The sequence below is a fragment of the Piscinibacter gummiphilus genome, assembly GCF_002116905.1.
GTDB lineage: Bacteria > Pseudomonadota > Gammaproteobacteria > Burkholderiales > Burkholderiaceae_C > Rhizobacter > Rhizobacter gummiphilus.
In genome coordinates this window covers 1,017,506-1,034,056 of record NZ_CP015118.1, presented here as the reverse complement: position 1 = coordinate 1,034,056, position 16,551 = coordinate 1,017,506, and the positions used below count along the sequence as shown (strand labels likewise).

At 68.5% G+C, this 16,551-nt stretch carries 15 protein-coding genes; 7 read left to right on the top strand and 8 right to left on the bottom strand.

What is annotated here, in order from left to right:
* Positions 1-4 precede the first annotated feature (4 nt).
* From A4W93_RS04650 to A4W93_RS04625, 6 genes are all read right to left on the bottom strand, one after another.
* Positions 5-1,522, bottom strand: coding sequence for a class I adenylate-forming enzyme family protein (locus tag A4W93_RS04650; protein WP_085749503.1), 1,518 nt, complete (start codon positions 1,520-1,522; stop codon positions 5-7).
* A 23-nt stretch (positions 1,523-1,545) separates the two neighbouring features.
* The gene (locus A4W93_RS04645; protein WP_085749502.1) at positions 1,546-2,604 is read right to left on the bottom strand and encodes a cyclase family protein; all 1,059 of its coding nucleotides are present in this window, start codon (positions 2,602-2,604) and stop codon (positions 1,546-1,548) included.
* A gap of 2 nt (positions 2,605-2,606) precedes the next feature.
* Positions 2,607-3,533: a 2-hydroxyacid dehydrogenase gene (locus A4W93_RS04640; RefSeq protein WP_085749501.1), complete on the bottom strand. Its 927-nt coding sequence runs from the start codon at positions 3,531-3,533 to the stop codon at positions 2,607-2,609.
* Positions 3,534-3,547: 14 nt separating this feature from the next.
* Positions 3,548-4,318, bottom strand: coding sequence for a class II aldolase/adducin family protein (locus tag A4W93_RS04635; protein WP_085749500.1), 771 nt, complete (start codon positions 4,316-4,318; stop codon positions 3,548-3,550).
* 33 nt (positions 4,319-4,351) lie between these two features.
* On the bottom strand, positions 4,352-5,284 hold the full coding sequence (locus tag A4W93_RS04630; protein WP_085749499.1) for an electron transfer flavoprotein subunit alpha/FixB family protein: 933 nt from the start codon (positions 5,282-5,284) through the stop codon (positions 4,352-4,354).
* Positions 5,285-5,426: 142 nt separating this feature from the next.
* Entirely contained in the window at positions 5,427-6,176 is a 750-nt protein-coding gene (locus A4W93_RS04625) for an electron transfer flavoprotein subunit beta/FixA family protein (protein WP_085749498.1), read from the bottom strand.
* Positions 6,177-6,727: 551 nt separating this feature from the next.
* Between A4W93_RS04625 and A4W93_RS04620 the strand changes: the two genes are divergently transcribed.
* The 7 genes from A4W93_RS04620 (at position 6,728) to A4W93_RS04590 (ending at position 13,835) form a co-directional block, all read left to right on the top strand.
* Positions 6,728-7,600 (top strand): branched-chain amino acid ABC transporter permease, encoded by an 873-nt coding sequence (locus A4W93_RS04620; RefSeq protein ID WP_085749497.1) that lies wholly within the window; start codon positions 6,728-6,730, stop codon positions 7,598-7,600.
* A 1-nt stretch (position 7,601) separates the two neighbouring features.
* Positions 7,602-8,627: a branched-chain amino acid ABC transporter permease gene (locus A4W93_RS04615; RefSeq protein ID WP_085749496.1), complete on the top strand. Its 1,026-nt coding sequence runs from the start codon at positions 7,602-7,604 to the stop codon at positions 8,625-8,627.
* Positions 8,620-9,384 (top strand): ABC transporter ATP-binding protein, encoded by a 765-nt coding sequence (locus A4W93_RS04610; RefSeq protein WP_085749495.1) that lies wholly within the window; start codon positions 8,620-8,622, stop codon positions 9,382-9,384. The genes A4W93_RS04615 and A4W93_RS04610 overlap by 8 nt, the downstream gene beginning before the upstream one ends.
* Positions 9,371-10,078 carry an ABC transporter ATP-binding protein gene (locus A4W93_RS04605; RefSeq protein ID WP_085749494.1) on the top strand — a complete coding sequence of 236 codons (708 nt, stop codon included), beginning with the start codon at positions 9,371-9,373 and terminating at the stop codon, positions 10,076-10,078. The genes A4W93_RS04610 and A4W93_RS04605 overlap by 14 nt, the downstream gene beginning before the upstream one ends.
* 111 nt (positions 10,079-10,189) lie before the next feature.
* On the top strand, positions 10,190-11,353 hold the full coding sequence (locus tag A4W93_RS04600) for an ABC transporter substrate-binding protein (RefSeq protein WP_085749493.1): 1,164 nt from the start codon (positions 10,190-10,192) through the stop codon (positions 11,351-11,353).
* Between the two features lie 236 nt (positions 11,354-11,589).
* Positions 11,590-12,753: an ABC transporter substrate-binding protein gene (locus A4W93_RS04595; RefSeq protein WP_085749492.1), complete on the top strand. Its 1,164-nt coding sequence runs from the start codon at positions 11,590-11,592 to the stop codon at positions 12,751-12,753.
* Positions 12,754-12,863: 110 nt separating this feature from the next.
* Entirely contained in the window at positions 12,864-13,835 is a 972-nt protein-coding gene (locus A4W93_RS04590) for a Bug family tripartite tricarboxylate transporter substrate binding protein (RefSeq protein ID WP_085749491.1), read from the top strand.
* On the opposite strand, the gene A4W93_RS04585 is transcribed toward A4W93_RS04590, so the two are convergent.
* Both A4W93_RS04585 and A4W93_RS04580 read right to left on the bottom strand, forming a co-directional pair.
* A complete protein-coding gene (locus A4W93_RS04585; RefSeq protein WP_085749490.1) occupies positions 13,822-14,814 on the bottom strand; it encodes an alpha/beta fold hydrolase in 993 nt (330 codons plus the stop codon). The two genes, A4W93_RS04590 and A4W93_RS04585, sit on opposite strands and share 14 nt — an antisense overlap.
* Complete coding sequence (locus tag A4W93_RS04580; RefSeq protein WP_085749489.1) at positions 14,811-16,550, bottom strand: class I adenylate-forming enzyme family protein; 1,740 nt, start codon at positions 16,548-16,550, stop codon at positions 14,811-14,813. Before A4W93_RS04580 ends, A4W93_RS04585 begins: the two co-directional genes overlap by 4 nt.
* Position 16,551: the final 1 nt, after the last annotated feature.

Below are 16,551 nucleotides of genomic sequence, written 5' to 3'. Positions count from 1 at the left end.
CACATCACTTCTTCGCGTACTGGTCGCGCAGCTCGCGCTTGAGCACCTTGCCGATCGCGCTGCGCGGCAGCTCGTCGATCCATTGCAGACCCGCCAGGCGCTGGGTCTTGCCCACCTGGTCGTTGGTCCACTGGAGCAAGGTCTCGGCGTCCACCGTGGCGCCGGGCTGGCGCACGACGAAGGCCACGGGCGTCTCGCCCCACTGCTCCGACGGCACACCCACCACGGCCGCGTCGAACACGGCCTCGTGCTTGCGCAGCACCGCCTCGAGGTCGCTCGGGTAGATGTTGAAGCCGCCGCTGATGACCATGTCCTTCTTGCGATCGAACAGGGTCAGGAAGCCGTCCTCGTCGAAGCGGCCCACGTCGCCGGTGCGGATGAAGCGCTTGCCGGCCGGGTCGTACCACTCGGCGTCGCGCGTCTTCTCGGGCTGGCCGTGGTACCCGGTCATCATGATCGGCGAGTGGCCCACCACCTCGCCCGCCTCGCCGCGCGCCACCTCGACGCCGTTGTCGTCGATCAGGCGGATGTCGTGGTTGTCGGCCGGCTTGCCCACGGTGTGCAGCTTCGTCGGGTGCAGGTGTGCCTCGAGGATGCAGGTGCCGCCACCTTCGGTCATGCCGTAGAACTCGACGAGGCCACCCGGCCAGCGCTTGAGCACGTCGGCCTTCAGCGCGGCGCCGAACGGCGCGCTGGTGCTGAACTTGTACTTGAACGACGACAGGTCGTACCGGTCGAAGTCGGGGTGGGCCATCAGGCGCTGGTACTGCACCGGCACGAGCATCGTGTGCGTGACACGGTGCTTCTCGGCGAGCTTCAGGTAGCCGCCCGCATCGAACTTCGGCATCAGCACCGCGGTGCCGCCCCACGTGATGGTGGGGAAGAACACGACGAGCGTGGTGTTCGAGTACAGCGGGGTCGACAGCAGCGTGACGCCCTCGGGGCCGCCGTACTGGTACGTGGCTCCGCGGCGCACGTGGCCCCAGCGCATGCCGTGCGGCTGCACGATGCCCTTGGGCTCGCCGGTGGTGCCCGACGAGTAGATGATGTTGAAGGGCCACGACGGCTCGGGCACCACACGCGCCGGCTTCGTGCCCTCGGGCACCAGCCACGCCTCGAGACCGCCGTCGAGCCCGACGCGCGGTGTCTTCGCCAGCGCGAGCGTGTCGGTGGCGGACGCATCCCAGAACAGCAGCTTCGCATCGGCGTCCGCGAGCATCTTCACGATGCTGGGCGGCGTCGATCCCGGGGCGAGCGGGGCCACCACCACGCCGGCACGCAGCGCGCCGAGGAACACCGCGGCGTACGGCGCAGTCATCAGGCCGCAGATCGCGATGGCGTCTCCGGCCTCGAATCCGTCGCGCTGCAGGCTGGCGGCGATGCGGTCCATCAGCGTGTCGAGCTGCGCGTAGGTCAGCGTGCGGTCGGGGTCGACCAGCGCGAGGTGGTCGGGGGTCTGTTCTGCGTGGTGGCGCACGAGGTCGGCGATCACGCCGAAATCGTGGGCGAAGAGTTCCTGCATCGAAGGTCCTTCGGGGAAGAGGATCAGACCGTGGCGACGGGCGTCACCGGCGAGCCCACGGCCCCCGGCAGGCGCAGCGGCGGCGCGGTCAACAAGAAGCGGCTGCGGCCGTGGGCGCGCAGCCAGGCGGCCAGGTCGTGCAGCCACCAGAGTTCGCCGAGCGGCACGCCCAGCTTGAAGAGGCAGTGTTCGTGCAGCGGCAGCGCGGCGGACGGGGTCGTGTCGGCCTTGCGCGCGGGGAACGCCTCCACGGCGTAGTTGTCGGTGCAGATGGCCGCGATGCCGCTGTCGGTGATCCATTGCAGCAGGCGTTCGTCGCGCCCGTCGAGCACCGCGCACGACTGGTCCAGCACGGCCATGTCCGGGTCGCGGTTCATCGACAGCACCACGTCGGCGAAGCCCGTGTGCACCACGAGCAGGTCGCCGGGTTCGATCACCACGCGGTCAGCCTGCAGGATGGCCATCAGCCGTTCGTACCCGATCAGTTCGCGGGCGTTGCCCACGTGCGCGTGCAGGTCCACCATCACGCCACGGCCCTGGATGGGCAGCGCGGCGAACGTCTCGATGCCGAGCGCGAGCGCGTACGAACCGCCGTCGGCGCCACACGGGCACGACGCGAGCTTCAGGTCGCCCGGGCCCAGCACGTGTTCGTGCGCGCGGTAGCCGTTGTAGTAGACCTTCTCGGGTTCGCCGTCGCCATCGGCGTCGAACCACGCACCCACGTGGGCGAAGCTGTCCCACTGCGTGGAGTACTGCAGCGTGAGCGTGACCTGGTCGTCGCAGACGACGTCGGTGTAGCGCGCGTCGAACTGGCCCAGCGCCAGGTTCATGAACGGCATGCCGCGCACTTCCGTGGGCTGCAGCACCGGCGGCTTGCGCCGGGTGTTGAGCTTCTGGCCCCCGGGGAAATCGAGCGGCAGGCTGAGGCCGAACGAGCGGCCCTCGACCACCTCGGCCACGCCCTCGCGCACCTTCGCGGGGGTCAGCAGGTTCAGGCGGCCGAGCTGGTCGTCGGGGCCGAAATCGCCCCAGGTCGAACCCTCGGGGCGGCGGGTCCAGCGGGGGTTGTTCGGCGCGGTCATGCTCAGTACCCCGCGGTGCGGTCCACCGCGAGGGCCGGCGTGTCGCCGGCGCGCGCGCTGCGCCACGCGTCGACACACTGCGCGGCCACGACGTCGAACGAGGCCTGCGCGGCGATGTGCGGCGTGGCCGACACCTTCGGATGGCCCCACACCCAGTTGTCGGGCGGCGGTGGCTCGCGGTCGAACACGTCGAGCGCGGCGCCCGCGAGGTGGCCCTCGTCGAGCAGCATCTGCAGGTCGGGTTCGACCAGTTGCTCGCCCCGGCCCACGTTGACCACGAACGCGCCGCTCGGCAGCTGGCCGAGCGTGCCGCGGTTCAACAGGCCGCGTGTCTCCGGCGTGAGCGGCAGGGCACACACGAGGATGTCGGTGTGCGACAGGAACTTCGCGAGCCCGTCGAGGCCCGCATGGCACTGGATGCCCGGCAGCGACTTCGCGCTGCGGCTCCAGCCCGAGACCGGGTAGCCGAGCGGCGCGAACGCACGCGCGATGGCCTGGCCCACGGCGCCGAGGCCCATCACGCCCACGCGGCACTGCGACGCGAGGCGCACCGGGTGGCGCTTCCACTGGGCATGGGCCTGCTGGCGCGCGTAGAGCGGCAGGTCACGCGTGAACGCGAGCGTCTGCGCCACCACGTACTGGGCGATCTCGACACCCTGGGCCGGGTCGACCACGCGGGTGACGGGCACGGTGGCGGGCAGGTCCTCGACGAGCAGCTTGTCGACGCCGGCCCCCGTGGAACACAGCACGCGCAGGTTCGGGTACTTCGGCAGGATGCCGGCCTTCATGCGCCACGCGAGGATGGCCTCGACCTGCCCGGGATCCGGGGCATCGGCCTCGGTCCAGATCGGCACGTCGGGCGCGGCATGGCGGAGGGCTTCGGCGAACGGTGCCGACGGGAGGGGATTGGAGAGGACGAGGATCGCCATGGGAGATGCGGTCCTCAGGTGTCGTAGCCGGGGTTGCGGCGGTCGAGCCGGCGCAGCAGGCCCGGCCACACGAGGTTCGCGCCGAGGCCCTTGCTGACCTCGCGGGCCTGCTCGCCCATCGTGTCGAGGATGCTCTGCGGCACCATCGTGAGCGGCGTGCCACCCGACTGCGCGAGGATCTGGATGCGGCAGGCCGACTCCAGCGTGTACATCGCCTGGAAGGCCTCTGCCACCGAACGGCCGCAGGTCAGCAGGCCGTGGTTGCGCAGGATCATGCTGTTGGCCGTGCCGAGGTCGGCCACGAGCCGCGCCTTCTCCTCGTCGCGCAGCGCCACGCCTTCGTACGCGTGGTACGCGAGGTTCGTCAGCGGGAACCCCGACTGCTGCGAGATGGGCAGCAGGCCGCCGGCCTGCGCCGACACGGCGACGCCGTGCAGGGTGTGCGTGTGCAGCACGCAGTTGACCGTGGGACGGGCCTCGTGCACCGCGCTGTGGATCACGAAGCCGGCCGGGTTCACCGGGTACGGCGACGGCATCACGGGCTTGCCGTGGTGGTCCACCTTGATCAGGCTCGAGGCCGTGATCTCCTCGAAGAACAGCCCGTACGGGTTGATCAGGAACTGGTGTTCCTCGCCGGGCACGCGGGCCGAGATGTGCGTGAACACGAGGTCGTCCCACCCGAACAGCGCCACCAGCCGGTAGGCGGCGGCGAGGTCCACGCGGGCTTTCCACTCGGCCGGCGACACCAGGTCGCGAACGGAAGGAATTTCATACGGCTTGTTCATTCGTTCGCTCCTGGTGGGTACTGCTTCGATGGGTCAGAGAGCTTGGACCAACTCCGGTACCGCAGTGAACAGGTCGGCTTCGAGGCCGTAGTCGGCCACGCTGAAGATCGGCGCTTCCGGGTCCTTGTTGATCGCGACGATCACCTTGGAGTCCTTCATGCCGGCCAGGTGCTGGATGGCACCCGAGATGCCCGCGGCGATGTAGAGCTGCGGGGCGACGATCTTGCCGGTCTGGCCCACCTGCCAGTCGTTCGGGGCGTAGCCCGCGTCGACCGCGGCGCGGCTGGCGCCCAGCGCAGCGCCGAGCTTGTCGGCCAGCGGGGTCAACACTTCATTGAACTTGTCGCTGCTGCCGAGCGCGCGGCCGCCGGAGACGATGATCTTCGCGGCGGTGAGTTCGGGGCGGTCGTTCTTGGCGATCTCGCTGCCCACGAAGCTCGACTTGCCGCTGTCGGCCGTGGCCGATGCGGTTTCGACGGCGGCGCTGCCACCCGTGGCGGCCGCGGCATCGAAGCCCGTCGAACGCACGGTGATCACCTTGACCTTGTCGCTGCTCTGCACGGTGGCGATGGCGTTGCCGGCGTAGATCGGGCGCTCGAACGTGTCGGGGCTCACCACCTTCGTGATGTCGCTCACCTGGCCCACGTCGAGGAGCGCGGCCACGCGCGGCGCGACGTTCTTGCCCGAGGCCGTGGCCGGGAAGACGATGTGGCTGTAGCTGCCGGCCAGCGCGATCACTTGCGCGGCGACGTTTTCGGCGAGGCCGTGCTCGAAGCCGGCGGCGTCGGCGTGGATCACCTTGGCCACGCCGGCGATGGCGGCGGCGGCCTTGGCGGCGTCGGCGGCGTTCGAGCCGGCGACGAGGACGTGCACGTCACCACCCAGCTGGGCGGCGGCGGTCACGGTGTTCAGGGTGGCGCCCTTGATGGATTGGTTGTCGTGTTCGGCGATGACGAGTGCGGTCATGTTCGTGTTCCTTGTGCATTCCCTCGCGATACCACGCCGAGGGTCCCGGCCTTCGCCGGGATGACAGATTGTTCTTTCACCTCTCCCCCAGACGTCATCCCGGCGAAGGCCGGGACCCTGGGCGTCGAGCGGCGAGCCGGGTTCAGAGAACCTTGGCGGTGTTCTTCAGCTTGTCGACCAGCGTGGCGACATCCGGCACCTTGATGCCAGCCGACCGCTTCGGCGGCTCGCTGACCTTCAGCGTCTTGATGCGCGGGGCCACGTCCACCCCCAGGTCGGACGGCTTCACCACGTCCAGCGGCTTCTTCTTCGCCTTCATGATGTTCGGCAGCGTCACGTAGCGCGGCTCGTTCAGGCGCAGGTCGGTCGTCACGACCGCCGGCAGCGTGAGCTTGAGCGTCTCCAGACCCCCGTCGACTTCACGCGTGACCGAGGCACCATCGGCAGCCAGTTCCACCTTGCTGGCGAACGTCGCCTGCGGCAGGCCCGCGAGCGCCGCCAGCATCTGGCCCGTCTGGTTGTTGTCGTCGTCGATGGCCTGCTTGCCCAGGATCACGAGCGACGGCTGTTCCTTGTCCACCAGCGCCTTGAGCAGCTTGGCCACGGCCAGCGGCTGCAGCTCGTCCGCGCTCTCGACCAGGATGGCGCGGTCGGCACCGATGGCCATCGCCGTGCGCAGGGTTTCCTGCGCTTGCGTGGGGCCGCACGAGACGGCGATCACTTCCGTGACCACACCCTTCTCCTTCAGCCGCACCGCCTCTTCGACGGCGATCTCGTCGAACGGGTTCATGCTCATCTTCACGTTCGCGATGTCCACCCCCGTGCCATCGCTCTTGACGCGAACCTTCACGTTGTAGTCCACCACCCGCTTGACTGCCACCAGCACTTTCATGAATCGACCTTTGATGTTGAACGGAGCTCGAGCACGGCCCCTGTGACGCAGCGTGCAAGGCCTCCGCTTGCACGTCAATTGCAAAACATGCTTCTGCACTGCGGAATATACAGCCGCTCTGGCAGAGCGGCAAGTCCGACCCGGTCGAACGACAGGGTAACTCTTCGAATGCCCCGGTGTCACGCGCAGGACACAGGACAAATGCATTCCGGAGCATCTACGTAGTTACCGGTACACAAGGTCTCCCAAGCGACAAGCACGGAAAAATCCTCTCAGTGTTTGCCCTTGTGTGTTCCGCATCGCAGAACATTCGCGTTGACTGCAGTTCTGCATGGCAGCAAGATCGCGACGCGTTCTACGGAGCGCAACGTGCGGTTGGCCCCTCCCGGGGAGATCTCTCGACCGCATCCCCGGCGGTCGCCAACCTCTCTTCTTCTCGACACAGGAGCGTGACGAACATGCCCATGCCTGCCCGAACGGGTCGCGGCCACAGCCCCGAGCAGACGCCCATCGTGAACCCCTCCACCGTCCCCGCGCGGAAGGACTGAGCGATGGATTTCCTCCAACAATTCCTGCAGCAGGTGCTCAACGGGCTCACGCTCGGCGGCATCTACAGCCTCGTCGCCCTGGGTCTCACGCTCGTGTACGGCATCCTGCACGTGCCGAACTTCGCCCACGGTGCGTTCTACATGGCCGGCGCCTTCGTGTCGTTCCACCTGATGACGCGCTACGGCGTGAACTACTGGCTCGCGATGGCCGGCTCCGCCGCGGTCGTGGCGGTGCTGTCCACGCTGGCCGAACGCCTCGTGTTCCACCCGCTGCGCCACCACAGCGGCCTGCACCCGATGATCGCGGCCATCGGCATGATGCTGTTCCTCGAAGCCACGGCCCAGCTGATCTGGGGCGCCGACTTCCAGCGCATGCAGTCGCCGTACAGCGGCATCGTCGAACTCGGCGGCCTCACCGCGCCGGTGCAGCGCCTGCTGATCATCGCCGCGGCCTTCCTGATGATGGTCGTGCTGCACCTGTTCCTGAAGAAGACCGTCACCGGCTCCACCATCATCGCGATGGCGCAGAACCGCGACGGCGCCTCGCTCGTGGGCATCGACGCCAACCGCGTGGCCATGCTGACCTTCGCGATCGCTGGCGCCCTGGCCGCCATCGCCGCGTCGCTGTACGCGCCGATCAACCTCGTGTACCCCGCGATGGGCAACCTCGTGATCACGAAGGCCTTCGTGATCATCATCCTCGGCGGCATGGGCAGCGTGCCCGGCGCCATCGTCGGCGGCCTGATCATCGGCTTCGCCGAAAGCTTCGGCGCGTTCTACATCTCGTCCGACTACAAGGACATCATCGCCTTCGTGCTGCTGGTGGTGATCCTGTCGGTGCGCCCGCAGGGCCTGTTCACCAAGGGAGTGCGCTGACATGAAGTACCTCGAAGGCCGCATCGGCTGGACGCTGCTCGTCCTCGCCGGCCTCGTCTTTCCGTTCGTCACCGGCAACGACTATCACCTCACGGTGATGTCCACCGCGTACATCTTCGCGCTGGCCACGCTGGGACTGAACCTGATCACGGGCTACACCGGGCAGTTCAACCTCGCGCACAGCGGCTTCATGGCGCTCGGTGCCTACGTCGTGGGCATCCTGACGGTGGACCACCAGGTGCCGTTCTGGATCGCGTTCGCTCTCTCCGGCGTGATCACCGCGCTCGTGGGCCTGCCGCTCGGCTTCGTGTCGCTGCGCCTGAAGGGCCACTACTTCTCGATCTTCACGCTGTGCGTGGGCTACATCATGTTCCTCGTGATCGAGAAGTGGGAATCGCTGACGCACGGCACCGTGGGCATCATCGGCATCCCGGCGCCCACCGGCTTCGGCGGCTACGTGTTCGACCAGCCGCGTGCGCTGTACTACCTGGTGTTCGCGTTCCTCGTGGTGGGCGCGTTCGTCATGCACCGCATCGTCACGTCGCTGCTGGGCCGCACGTTCATGGCCATCCGCAACAGCGACGAGCTGGCCGAGTCGCTGGGCATCAACCTCGCGCGCAACAAGCTGCTGTCGTTCCTGCTGTCGGTGTTCTACGCCGGCCTCGCGGGCGGCCTGTATGCCGGCTTCGTGCGGTTCCTGGGCCCCGACCTCGCGGGCACGCACCACACGTTCGAGATGACCACGTTCATGCTGATCGGCGGCATCGGCACCATCCTCGGCCCCCTGCTCGGCGCCATCGGCATGCCGTGGCTGTCGCAGCACCTGCAGTTCCTGCAGGAGTACCGCTACGTCGTGTTCGGCCCGCTGATCATCCTGCTCGTGATCTTCGTGCCCAACGGCATCGTCGGCAGCTACCTCGCCTGGAAGGCCCGCCGCGCGTCGAACGAAGCCAAGAAGCTGGCCGCCGCCCCGGCCGCCAAGCCCGTCAACACGACCGCCCCGCAGGGAGGCGCGACCCATGCTTAAGATCGAGAACCTGAGCAAACGCTTCGGCGGCCTCGCGGCCGTCAACGAGGTCAGCACCTCCATCGAGAAGGGCAAGATCAACGCGATCATCGGCCCCAACGGCGCGGGCAAGACCACGTTCTTCAACCTGATCAGCGGCGTGCACAAGCCCACCTCGGGCCGCATCACGCTCGACGGCGTCGACGTCACCCACCTGCGCACCGACGAGGTCGCGAAGCTGGGCGTGTCGCGCACCTTCCAGACCACGGCGCTGTTCGACAACGCCTCGGTGCTCGACAACCTGATCGTGGGCCACCGCCTGCGCACGAAGTCGGGCCTGTGGGACGTGCTGGTCGGCTCCTCGCGCCTGAAGAACGAGGAGAAGGTCTGCCGCGAGAAGGCACGCGACGCGCTCGACTTCGTGGGCCTGTCGCACATGGCCAACCGCATGGCCGGCGACATCTCGCAGGAGGAGCGCAAGCGCGTGGCCTTCGCGCTCGCGCTGTCCACCGACCCGAAAGTGGTGCTGCTCGACGAACCGGCGGGTGGCGTGAATCCCGATGAAACCGTGGGCCTGGCCGATCTCATCCGCAAGATGGTCAAGCACGGGCTCACCGTGGGCCTGATCGAACACAAGATGAACATGATCATGAGCCTGGCCGACAAGATCATGGTGCTCAACTACGGCGAGAAGATCGCCGAGGGCACCCCCGCCGAGATCCGCGCGAACCCCGCCGTGATCGACGCCTACCTCGGGAGCGAACATGCTGACGCTTGAGAACGTTTCGCTCAAATACGGCAGCTTCCAGGCGCTCGACGGCGTCAGCCTCAACGCGAAGGAAGGCGAGCTGGTCGTGCTGCTCGGCGCCAACGGCGCCGGCAAGAGCTCCATCTTCCTGACCACGAGCGGCATCCACCGCGCCGCGGGCGGCAGCATCCGCTTCCACAACCAGGAGCTGGTCGGCATGCGCGCCGCGCAGATCGTGGAGGCGGGCGTCGTGCAGTGCCCGGAGGGCCGCAAGCTCTTCCCGCAGATGAGCGTGCTGAAGAACCTGATGCTGGGCGCCTACGTGCACCGCCGCGACACGGCGGGCAACAAGAAGCGCCTCGACGAGGTGCTCGCGCTGTTCCCCATCCTCGAGCAGAAGAAGGACGACCCGGCCGGTTCGCTGTCGGGCGGCCAGCAGCAGATGGTGGCCATCGGCCGCGCGATGATGAGCCGTCCGAAGGCACTGCTGCTCGACGAGCCGTCGCTCGGCCTCGCGCCCCTCGTCGTGAAGCAGGTGTTCGAGGTGATCCAGCAGATCAACCGCGCCGGCACCACGGTGCTGCTCGCCGAGCAGAACGCGTTCGCCGCGCTGAAGATCGCGCACCGCGCCTACGTGATCGAAGGCGGTCACATCGTCATGGAAGGCGACCGCGACAGCCTGCTCAACAACGAGGCCGTGCGTCGCGCCTACATCGGCGCCTGAACTTCGCGCGGCGTTTCCCCTCCCACTGTTTCCGCCACCCTCCGCCGGCCCTGTCACGCGCCGGCGGACGGGCCTTCGTTTCCCGATCGTTGCACCACAGGAAGTAGACAGATGACCGTGACATTCAAGCTGAAGCACCTCGCCGCCACCGCCGCCCTGGGCCTGGCGTTCACCGGTTCCGCCTTCGCCCAGGAGGTCGTGAAGATCGGCTTCTCCGGCCCGCTGAGCGGCGGCGCCGCGCTCTACGGCAAGAACGTGCTCGACGGCATGCAGCTCGCCGTCAACGAGATCAACGCGCAGGGCCTCGAGGTGGCCGGCAAGAAGTACAAGCTCGAGATCGTCTCGCTCGACGACAAGTACAACCCGTCCGAGACCGCCATCAACGCGCAGCGCCTGGTGCAGCAGTACAAGACGCCCGCGATCCTCGTGCCGCACTCCGGCGGCAGCCTGGCCCTGCAGGTGAACAACGAGCAGAACAAGTACCTGCTGCTGTCGTACACCTCCGTGCCGCAGATCACCGCCCGCGGCAACAAGCTCACGCTGCGCATCCCGCCCGAGTTCACCTCCTACGTGCCGGCCTTCGTCAAGCACGCGATGACCAAGTACGGCAAGAACATCGCGTTCGCCCACGGCGACCACGACTACGCCAAGGCCTGGACCGCCGTGTTCAAGCCGGCGTGGGAAGCCGCCGGCGGCAAGGTCGTCATCGAGAACCCCATGTCGTACAACCGCGCGGCCGACTTCTACAGCGGCGTGAGCCGCGCGCTGGCCGCCAAGCCCGACGTGATGTTCATCGGCGGCGCCTCCGAGCCCACCGGCCTCGTCGTCAAGCAGGCCCGCGAACTGGGCTTCAAGGGCGGCTTCGTCATCATCGACCAGGCCAAGATGGACGAGATGACGAAGGTGACCGGCGGCTACGGTCCGCTGGAAGGTTCCATCGGCGTGCTGCCGCTGATCGAGGACAAGACCCCCGACGCGCAGAACTTCGTGACCCGCTTCCAGAAGGCCTACCCGGGCCGCGTGCCCAGCTCGGAAGTCTCGCTGAACTACACCGCCGTCTGGCTGCTGGCCGGCGCGATGAAGGCCTCCGGCTCGGTGACCGACGCCACCGCGATCCGCGCCTCGCTCGACAAGGCCGCGAAGGAGCTCAGCCCCGCCCACAACCCGAACACGCTCGACGGCGTGGACGACAAGGGTGGCACGCTGGCCGACACGCGCGTGGCGGTCGTCGAGAACGGCAAGGTCCGCGAGATCAAGCTCAGCGCCCTCAAGTAACCCGCTCCCGCTTCTCCCCCGTCATCCCGGCGCAGGCCGGGATCCTGCGCACCTCGATGGCGCCCAGGGTCCCGGCATTCGCCGGGATGACTGCTTTCTGGTGTGTTGCTTGTGGGGTTCCTCAGCAGTTCCCCCCATATCGGCCCGTCAACGCTCGCCATCAAACTACCGTTCCCAGAAGAGCGTACGTCGCACGACGATTTCGTCCAGACCGTCCCACCACCAGGAGATAGCAGATGAACGTGAAACTCAACGTGAAGCAGGTCGCCGCCGCAGCGGCATTCGGCCTGGCCTTCGCCGCCCCGGCCTTCGCCCAGGAGGTCGTGAAGATCGGTTTCTCCGGCCCGCTGAGCGGTGGTGCCGCGCTGTACGGCAAGAACGTGCTCGACGGCATGCAGATGGCGGTCGCCGAGATCAACGCCGCCGGCTTCGAGGTGGCGGGCAAGAAGTACAAGTTCGAGATCGTCGCGCTCGACGACAAGTACAACCCGTCCGAGACCGCCATCAACGCGCAGCGCCTGGTGCAGGAATCGAAAACCCCGGCCATCCTCGTGCCGCACTCGGGTGGCGGCCTGGCCCTGCAGGTGAACAACGAGCAGAACAAGTACCTGCTGCTGTCGTACACCTCCGTGCCGCAGATCACCGCCCGCGGCAACAAGCTCACGCTGCGCATCCCGCCCGAGTTCACCTCCTACGTGCCGGCCTTCGTCAAGCACGCGATGACCAAGTACGGCAAGAACCTCGCGTTCGCCCATGGCGACCACGACTACGCCAAGGCCTGGACCGCCGTGTTCAAGCCGGCATGGGAAGCCGCCGGCGGCAAGGTCGTCATCGAGAACCCCATGTCGTACAACCGCGCGGCCGACTTCTACAGCGGCGTGAGCCGCGCGCTGGCCGCCAAGCCCGACGTGATGTTCATCGGCGGCGCCTCCGAGCCCACCGGCCTCGTCGTCAAGCAGGCCCGCGAACTGGGCTTCAAGGGCGGCTTCGTGATCATCGACCAGGCGAAGATGGACGAGATGGCCAAGGTCATCGGCGGCTACGGCCCGCTCGAAGGCTCCATCGGCGTGCTGCCGCTCGTGGAAGACAAGACCCCCGACGCGCAGAACTTCGTGGCCCGCTTCCAGAAGGCCTACCCGGGCCGCATCCCGAGCTCGGAAGTCTCGCTGAACTACACCGCCGTGTACCTCACCGCCGAGGCCATGAAGGTCGCCGGCACCGTGACCGACGCCACCGCCATCCGCGCGGCGCTCGACAAGGCGGCCAAGCAGCTGACCCCGGCGCACAACCCGAACAGCCTCGATGGCGTCGACGAAAAGGGCGGCACGCTGGCCGACACCCGTGTCGCCGTGATCGAAAACGGCAAGGTCAAGGAAGTGAAGCTCAGCTCGCTGAAGTAAGGCCTCGGCCTGCAGATGTCATCCCGGCGCAGGCCGGGACCCCCGGCGCCTCGACGACGCCCAGGGTCCCGGCATCCGCCGGGATGACTCGTTTTTGGGGAGATCCCACCATGTCCCGGATCGATCGCCGCCGCTTCACCGCGGGCCTCGCCGCCACCCTCGCCGTGCCCACCGTGCGCGCCGACACCTGGCCCTCCAAGCCCATCCGCGTCGTGGTGCCCTACCCACCCGGCGGATTCACCGACGTGACCGCGCGGCTCGTCGCGCAGAAGCTGCAGGAGCGGCTGGGCGTGGTCGTCACCGTGGACAACCGCCCCGGCGCGAACGGCATCATCGGCACCGATGCCATCGCGAAGGCCACGCCCGACGGCACCACCTTCGGCGTCGTGATCGCCGCATACGCTGCCAACACCACCCTGTACCCGAAGCTGCCGTACGACCCGCGGAAGGACCTCGCGGCGGTGTCGCTCATCGGCATTTCGCCGCTGATCGCGGCGGTCAACAACGACGCGCCGTTCAAGACCGCCCGCGAACTGGTCGACTACGCGAAGGCCCATCCCGGCAAGGTGAGCTTCGCGTCCAGCGGCAACGGCTCGGCCGCGCACCTGACCACCGAGCTGCTGAAGGCCCAGACCGGCACGTACATGGTCCACATCCCCTACCGCGGCGCGGCCGCGGCCCTGACCGACCTGATGGGTGGCCAGGTGTCGCTGTTCTTCGACGCGGCCTCCGGCCTCATCAACCCGGGCAAGACCGGCAAGGTGCGGCTGATCGGCGTGGCGAGCGACAAGCGCCTGCCCGCCGCCCCCGACGTGCCCACGTTCATCGAGCAGGGCCTCGCGAACTTCACCGGCAGCACGTGGGCTGGTGTGCTGGCGCCGGCGGGCACCCCGAAGGACGTCGTCAAGCGGGTGTCCGACGAGGTCGCCCGCATCGTGCGCATGGAAGACGTGCGCGCACGGCTCGAGGGCATGGGCACGGTGCCCGTGGGCAACACGCCCGAGGAGTTCGAGCGTTTCATCGCGGCGGAGACCAGCAAGTGGGGCGAGGTGATCCGCCGCGCCAAGGTCACGGCGGACTGACCCCTTCGGCCGCGGCCGGCGCCGGCACCACGGCCGGGCGCGGCGTGCGCGGCCACCCCGACAGCAGCCCGCGCACCGCCGTCACGAACGCGAGCGGCTGGTCCACCATCACGTGGTGGCCCGCCGACGGGATCTCGATCCACGGCATGCCCGACGCGTACTTCGACCGCACGTGGTCGAGGTGGGGCTTGTCGATCAGCACCGAGTCCCCGCCCCACATCACGGCCACGGGGCACTGGCTGGCCACCATGTCCTGGCCGGGGCTGCCGATGCGCAGCTCGCGCCAGATGTAGGGGTCGAAGCGCCACGTGACACCGGGGCCGTCGGCCGCGGGCTTCAGCGACAGGCGCGCCATGTGGTCGGCGATGAAGAGGTTCTCGCAAGGCTGCAGCGGCGCGAAGCGGTAGCGGGCGAGGGCCGCGGCCATGTCGGGGTACACCGCGTTGTCGCGCATCTCGTTCGAGCGTTCGCGCGGGCCGTCGGGCCGCTTGGTCATCGGCATGTCGACCGTGACCACGCCACCGAACTTGCGCCCGCGATCGGCCGCGTAGCGCAGTGCGACGAACGCGCCGAACGAATGCGCCACGGCCACCGGCTTCACCGGCCCGTCGAACAGGCCGGTGGCCTGGGCCACCGTGTCCATCTCCTCGACGAGCGTGGCCATCGCGTAGGTGTCTCGCCAGCCGGAGCCGCCCATGCCGGACCACGACATCGCGACCACGCGGTGCGTGTCGGCGAAGTACGGCGCGATGAAGCTCCACCAGTCGGCGTGGGCCCGGTTGCCGTGCAGGAACAGCAGGCCGGGCCGGCCGCGTTCGCCCCACGTCAGCACCTCGATGCCCGTGCCGAGCACGTCGACCACGGACCGCTCCGGCGCGCGCGCCAGCGCGGCCTCGAACCACGCCGGACGCGGCGGCACCGCCCCCGCCAGCGGGGCGAGCGGCGCCTTCATGTTCGGGGTGGGTTCCTTCTCGCTCATGCCGCCTCCTGCGGGAACAGCTTCTTGATCTCGGGCTTCAGCAGTTTGCCATTGACGTTGCGCGGCAGCATGCCGGCGTTGAAATGGATCCGCACCGGCACCTTGAACGCCGCGAGCCGTTCGCCCACGAAGGCGCGCAGCTCGGCCTCGCTCACCGACTGCCCCGGCTTCAGCGTGACCGCGGCCACCGGCTCCTCGCCCAGCGTGCGGTGGGGCCGGCCCACCACCCCCGCGTCCATCACGGCCGGGTGGGCGTACAGCGCATCCTCGACCTCGGTGCAGTAGATGTTCTCGCCGCCGCGAATCAGCATGTCCTTCTTGCGGTCGACGATGAACAGGAAGGCCTCCTCGTCCATGTAGCCCAGGTCGCCGGTGCGCACCCAGCCGTCGACGAACGTGGCCGCCGTGGCCTCGGGGTTGTTCCAGTAGCCCTTCACGACGTTCGGGCCGCGGGCCCACAACTCGCCCACCTGGCCCGGCGGCAGCGCGTTGCCTGCGTCGTCGGCGATCTTCATGTCGCAGATGGGCAGGGCCGGGCCGCTGCTGTCGGGCTTGCGCACGTAGTCCTCGCCGCCGTGGCTCGAGAACGTGGCGGATGTCTCGGTCATGCCCCAGCCGAGGCCCGGCGCAGACAGCGGGAACACCTCCTTGATGCGCCGCACGAGTTCGGGCGAGGCCGGTGCGCCGCCGTACGACACGCTCTCGAGGCTCGAGAGGTCGAACCTGTGGCGCTCGGGGTGTTCGATGATCTGCCAGGCAATGGTGGGCACGCCACCCGCCTGCGTGCAGCGTTCGCGTTCGATCAGGCCCATCGCCTGCTCGACGTCCCAGCGGTGCAGGCACACGATCTTCGTGCCGCCGTACACCGCCGCGCACAGGATCGCCTGGCAGCCGGTGGTGTGGAAGAACGGGATGGCGAGCAGCACCGCGCGCTGGAACTTGCGGTCCTCCGGCTTGGGCACCGGCTCGCCCTTGCGCCAGAAGTTGCGCTGCGCCGAGAAACTGCTGGCGAGCACCGTGCTGATCGACGCGCGGTGCGTACCGAGCGCCCCCTTCTGGCGGCCCGTGGTGCCGGACGTGTAGAAGATGGTGGCGTCGTCCTCGGGGTCCAGCGGCACCGCCGGCATCGGCCGCGCGGGCAGGTCCGACCAGCCGTTGACCGGGCCGATCACGTCGGTGAGCGGCGTGGCGATCGGGTTCGACACCGACCCCTTCACGCGTGCGACGAACACGCGCTCGAGCGCCGGGCACTGCGGCAGGTGCGGCTCGATGCGGTCCCAGCGTTCGGCGTCGACGATGGCCACCTTCGCGCCCGAGTCGCTCAGGCCGAACTCGAGTTCGTTGCCGGTGCCCCACGCGTTCAGCGGCGTGGCGATGGCCCCCACGAGCAGTGCGGCGAAGTACGCCACCGGCCACTCGGGCACGTTGCGCATCGCGATGGCCACGCGGTCGCCCTTCGCCACGCCCTGCTGCTGCAGGCGTTCGGCCAGCACGAGCGTGGCGCGCGCGAAGCCCTCGAACGTGGCGCGGTCGTCCTCGTAGACGAGGAACGTGGCGGCGCCGTGCGAGCGGCCCACGAGGAACACCTCGCGCATCGTGGCCGGCGCGTTCTTCCACACGCGCAACGGCACGCCGCGGATCACGCGCTCCTCGATCTCGAAGGCCGAGCCGGGCGTGGTCATCAGTTCATGGGCCCGCTCGATCGACATCACGGGCCAGGGTTTCGGATCGGTCATC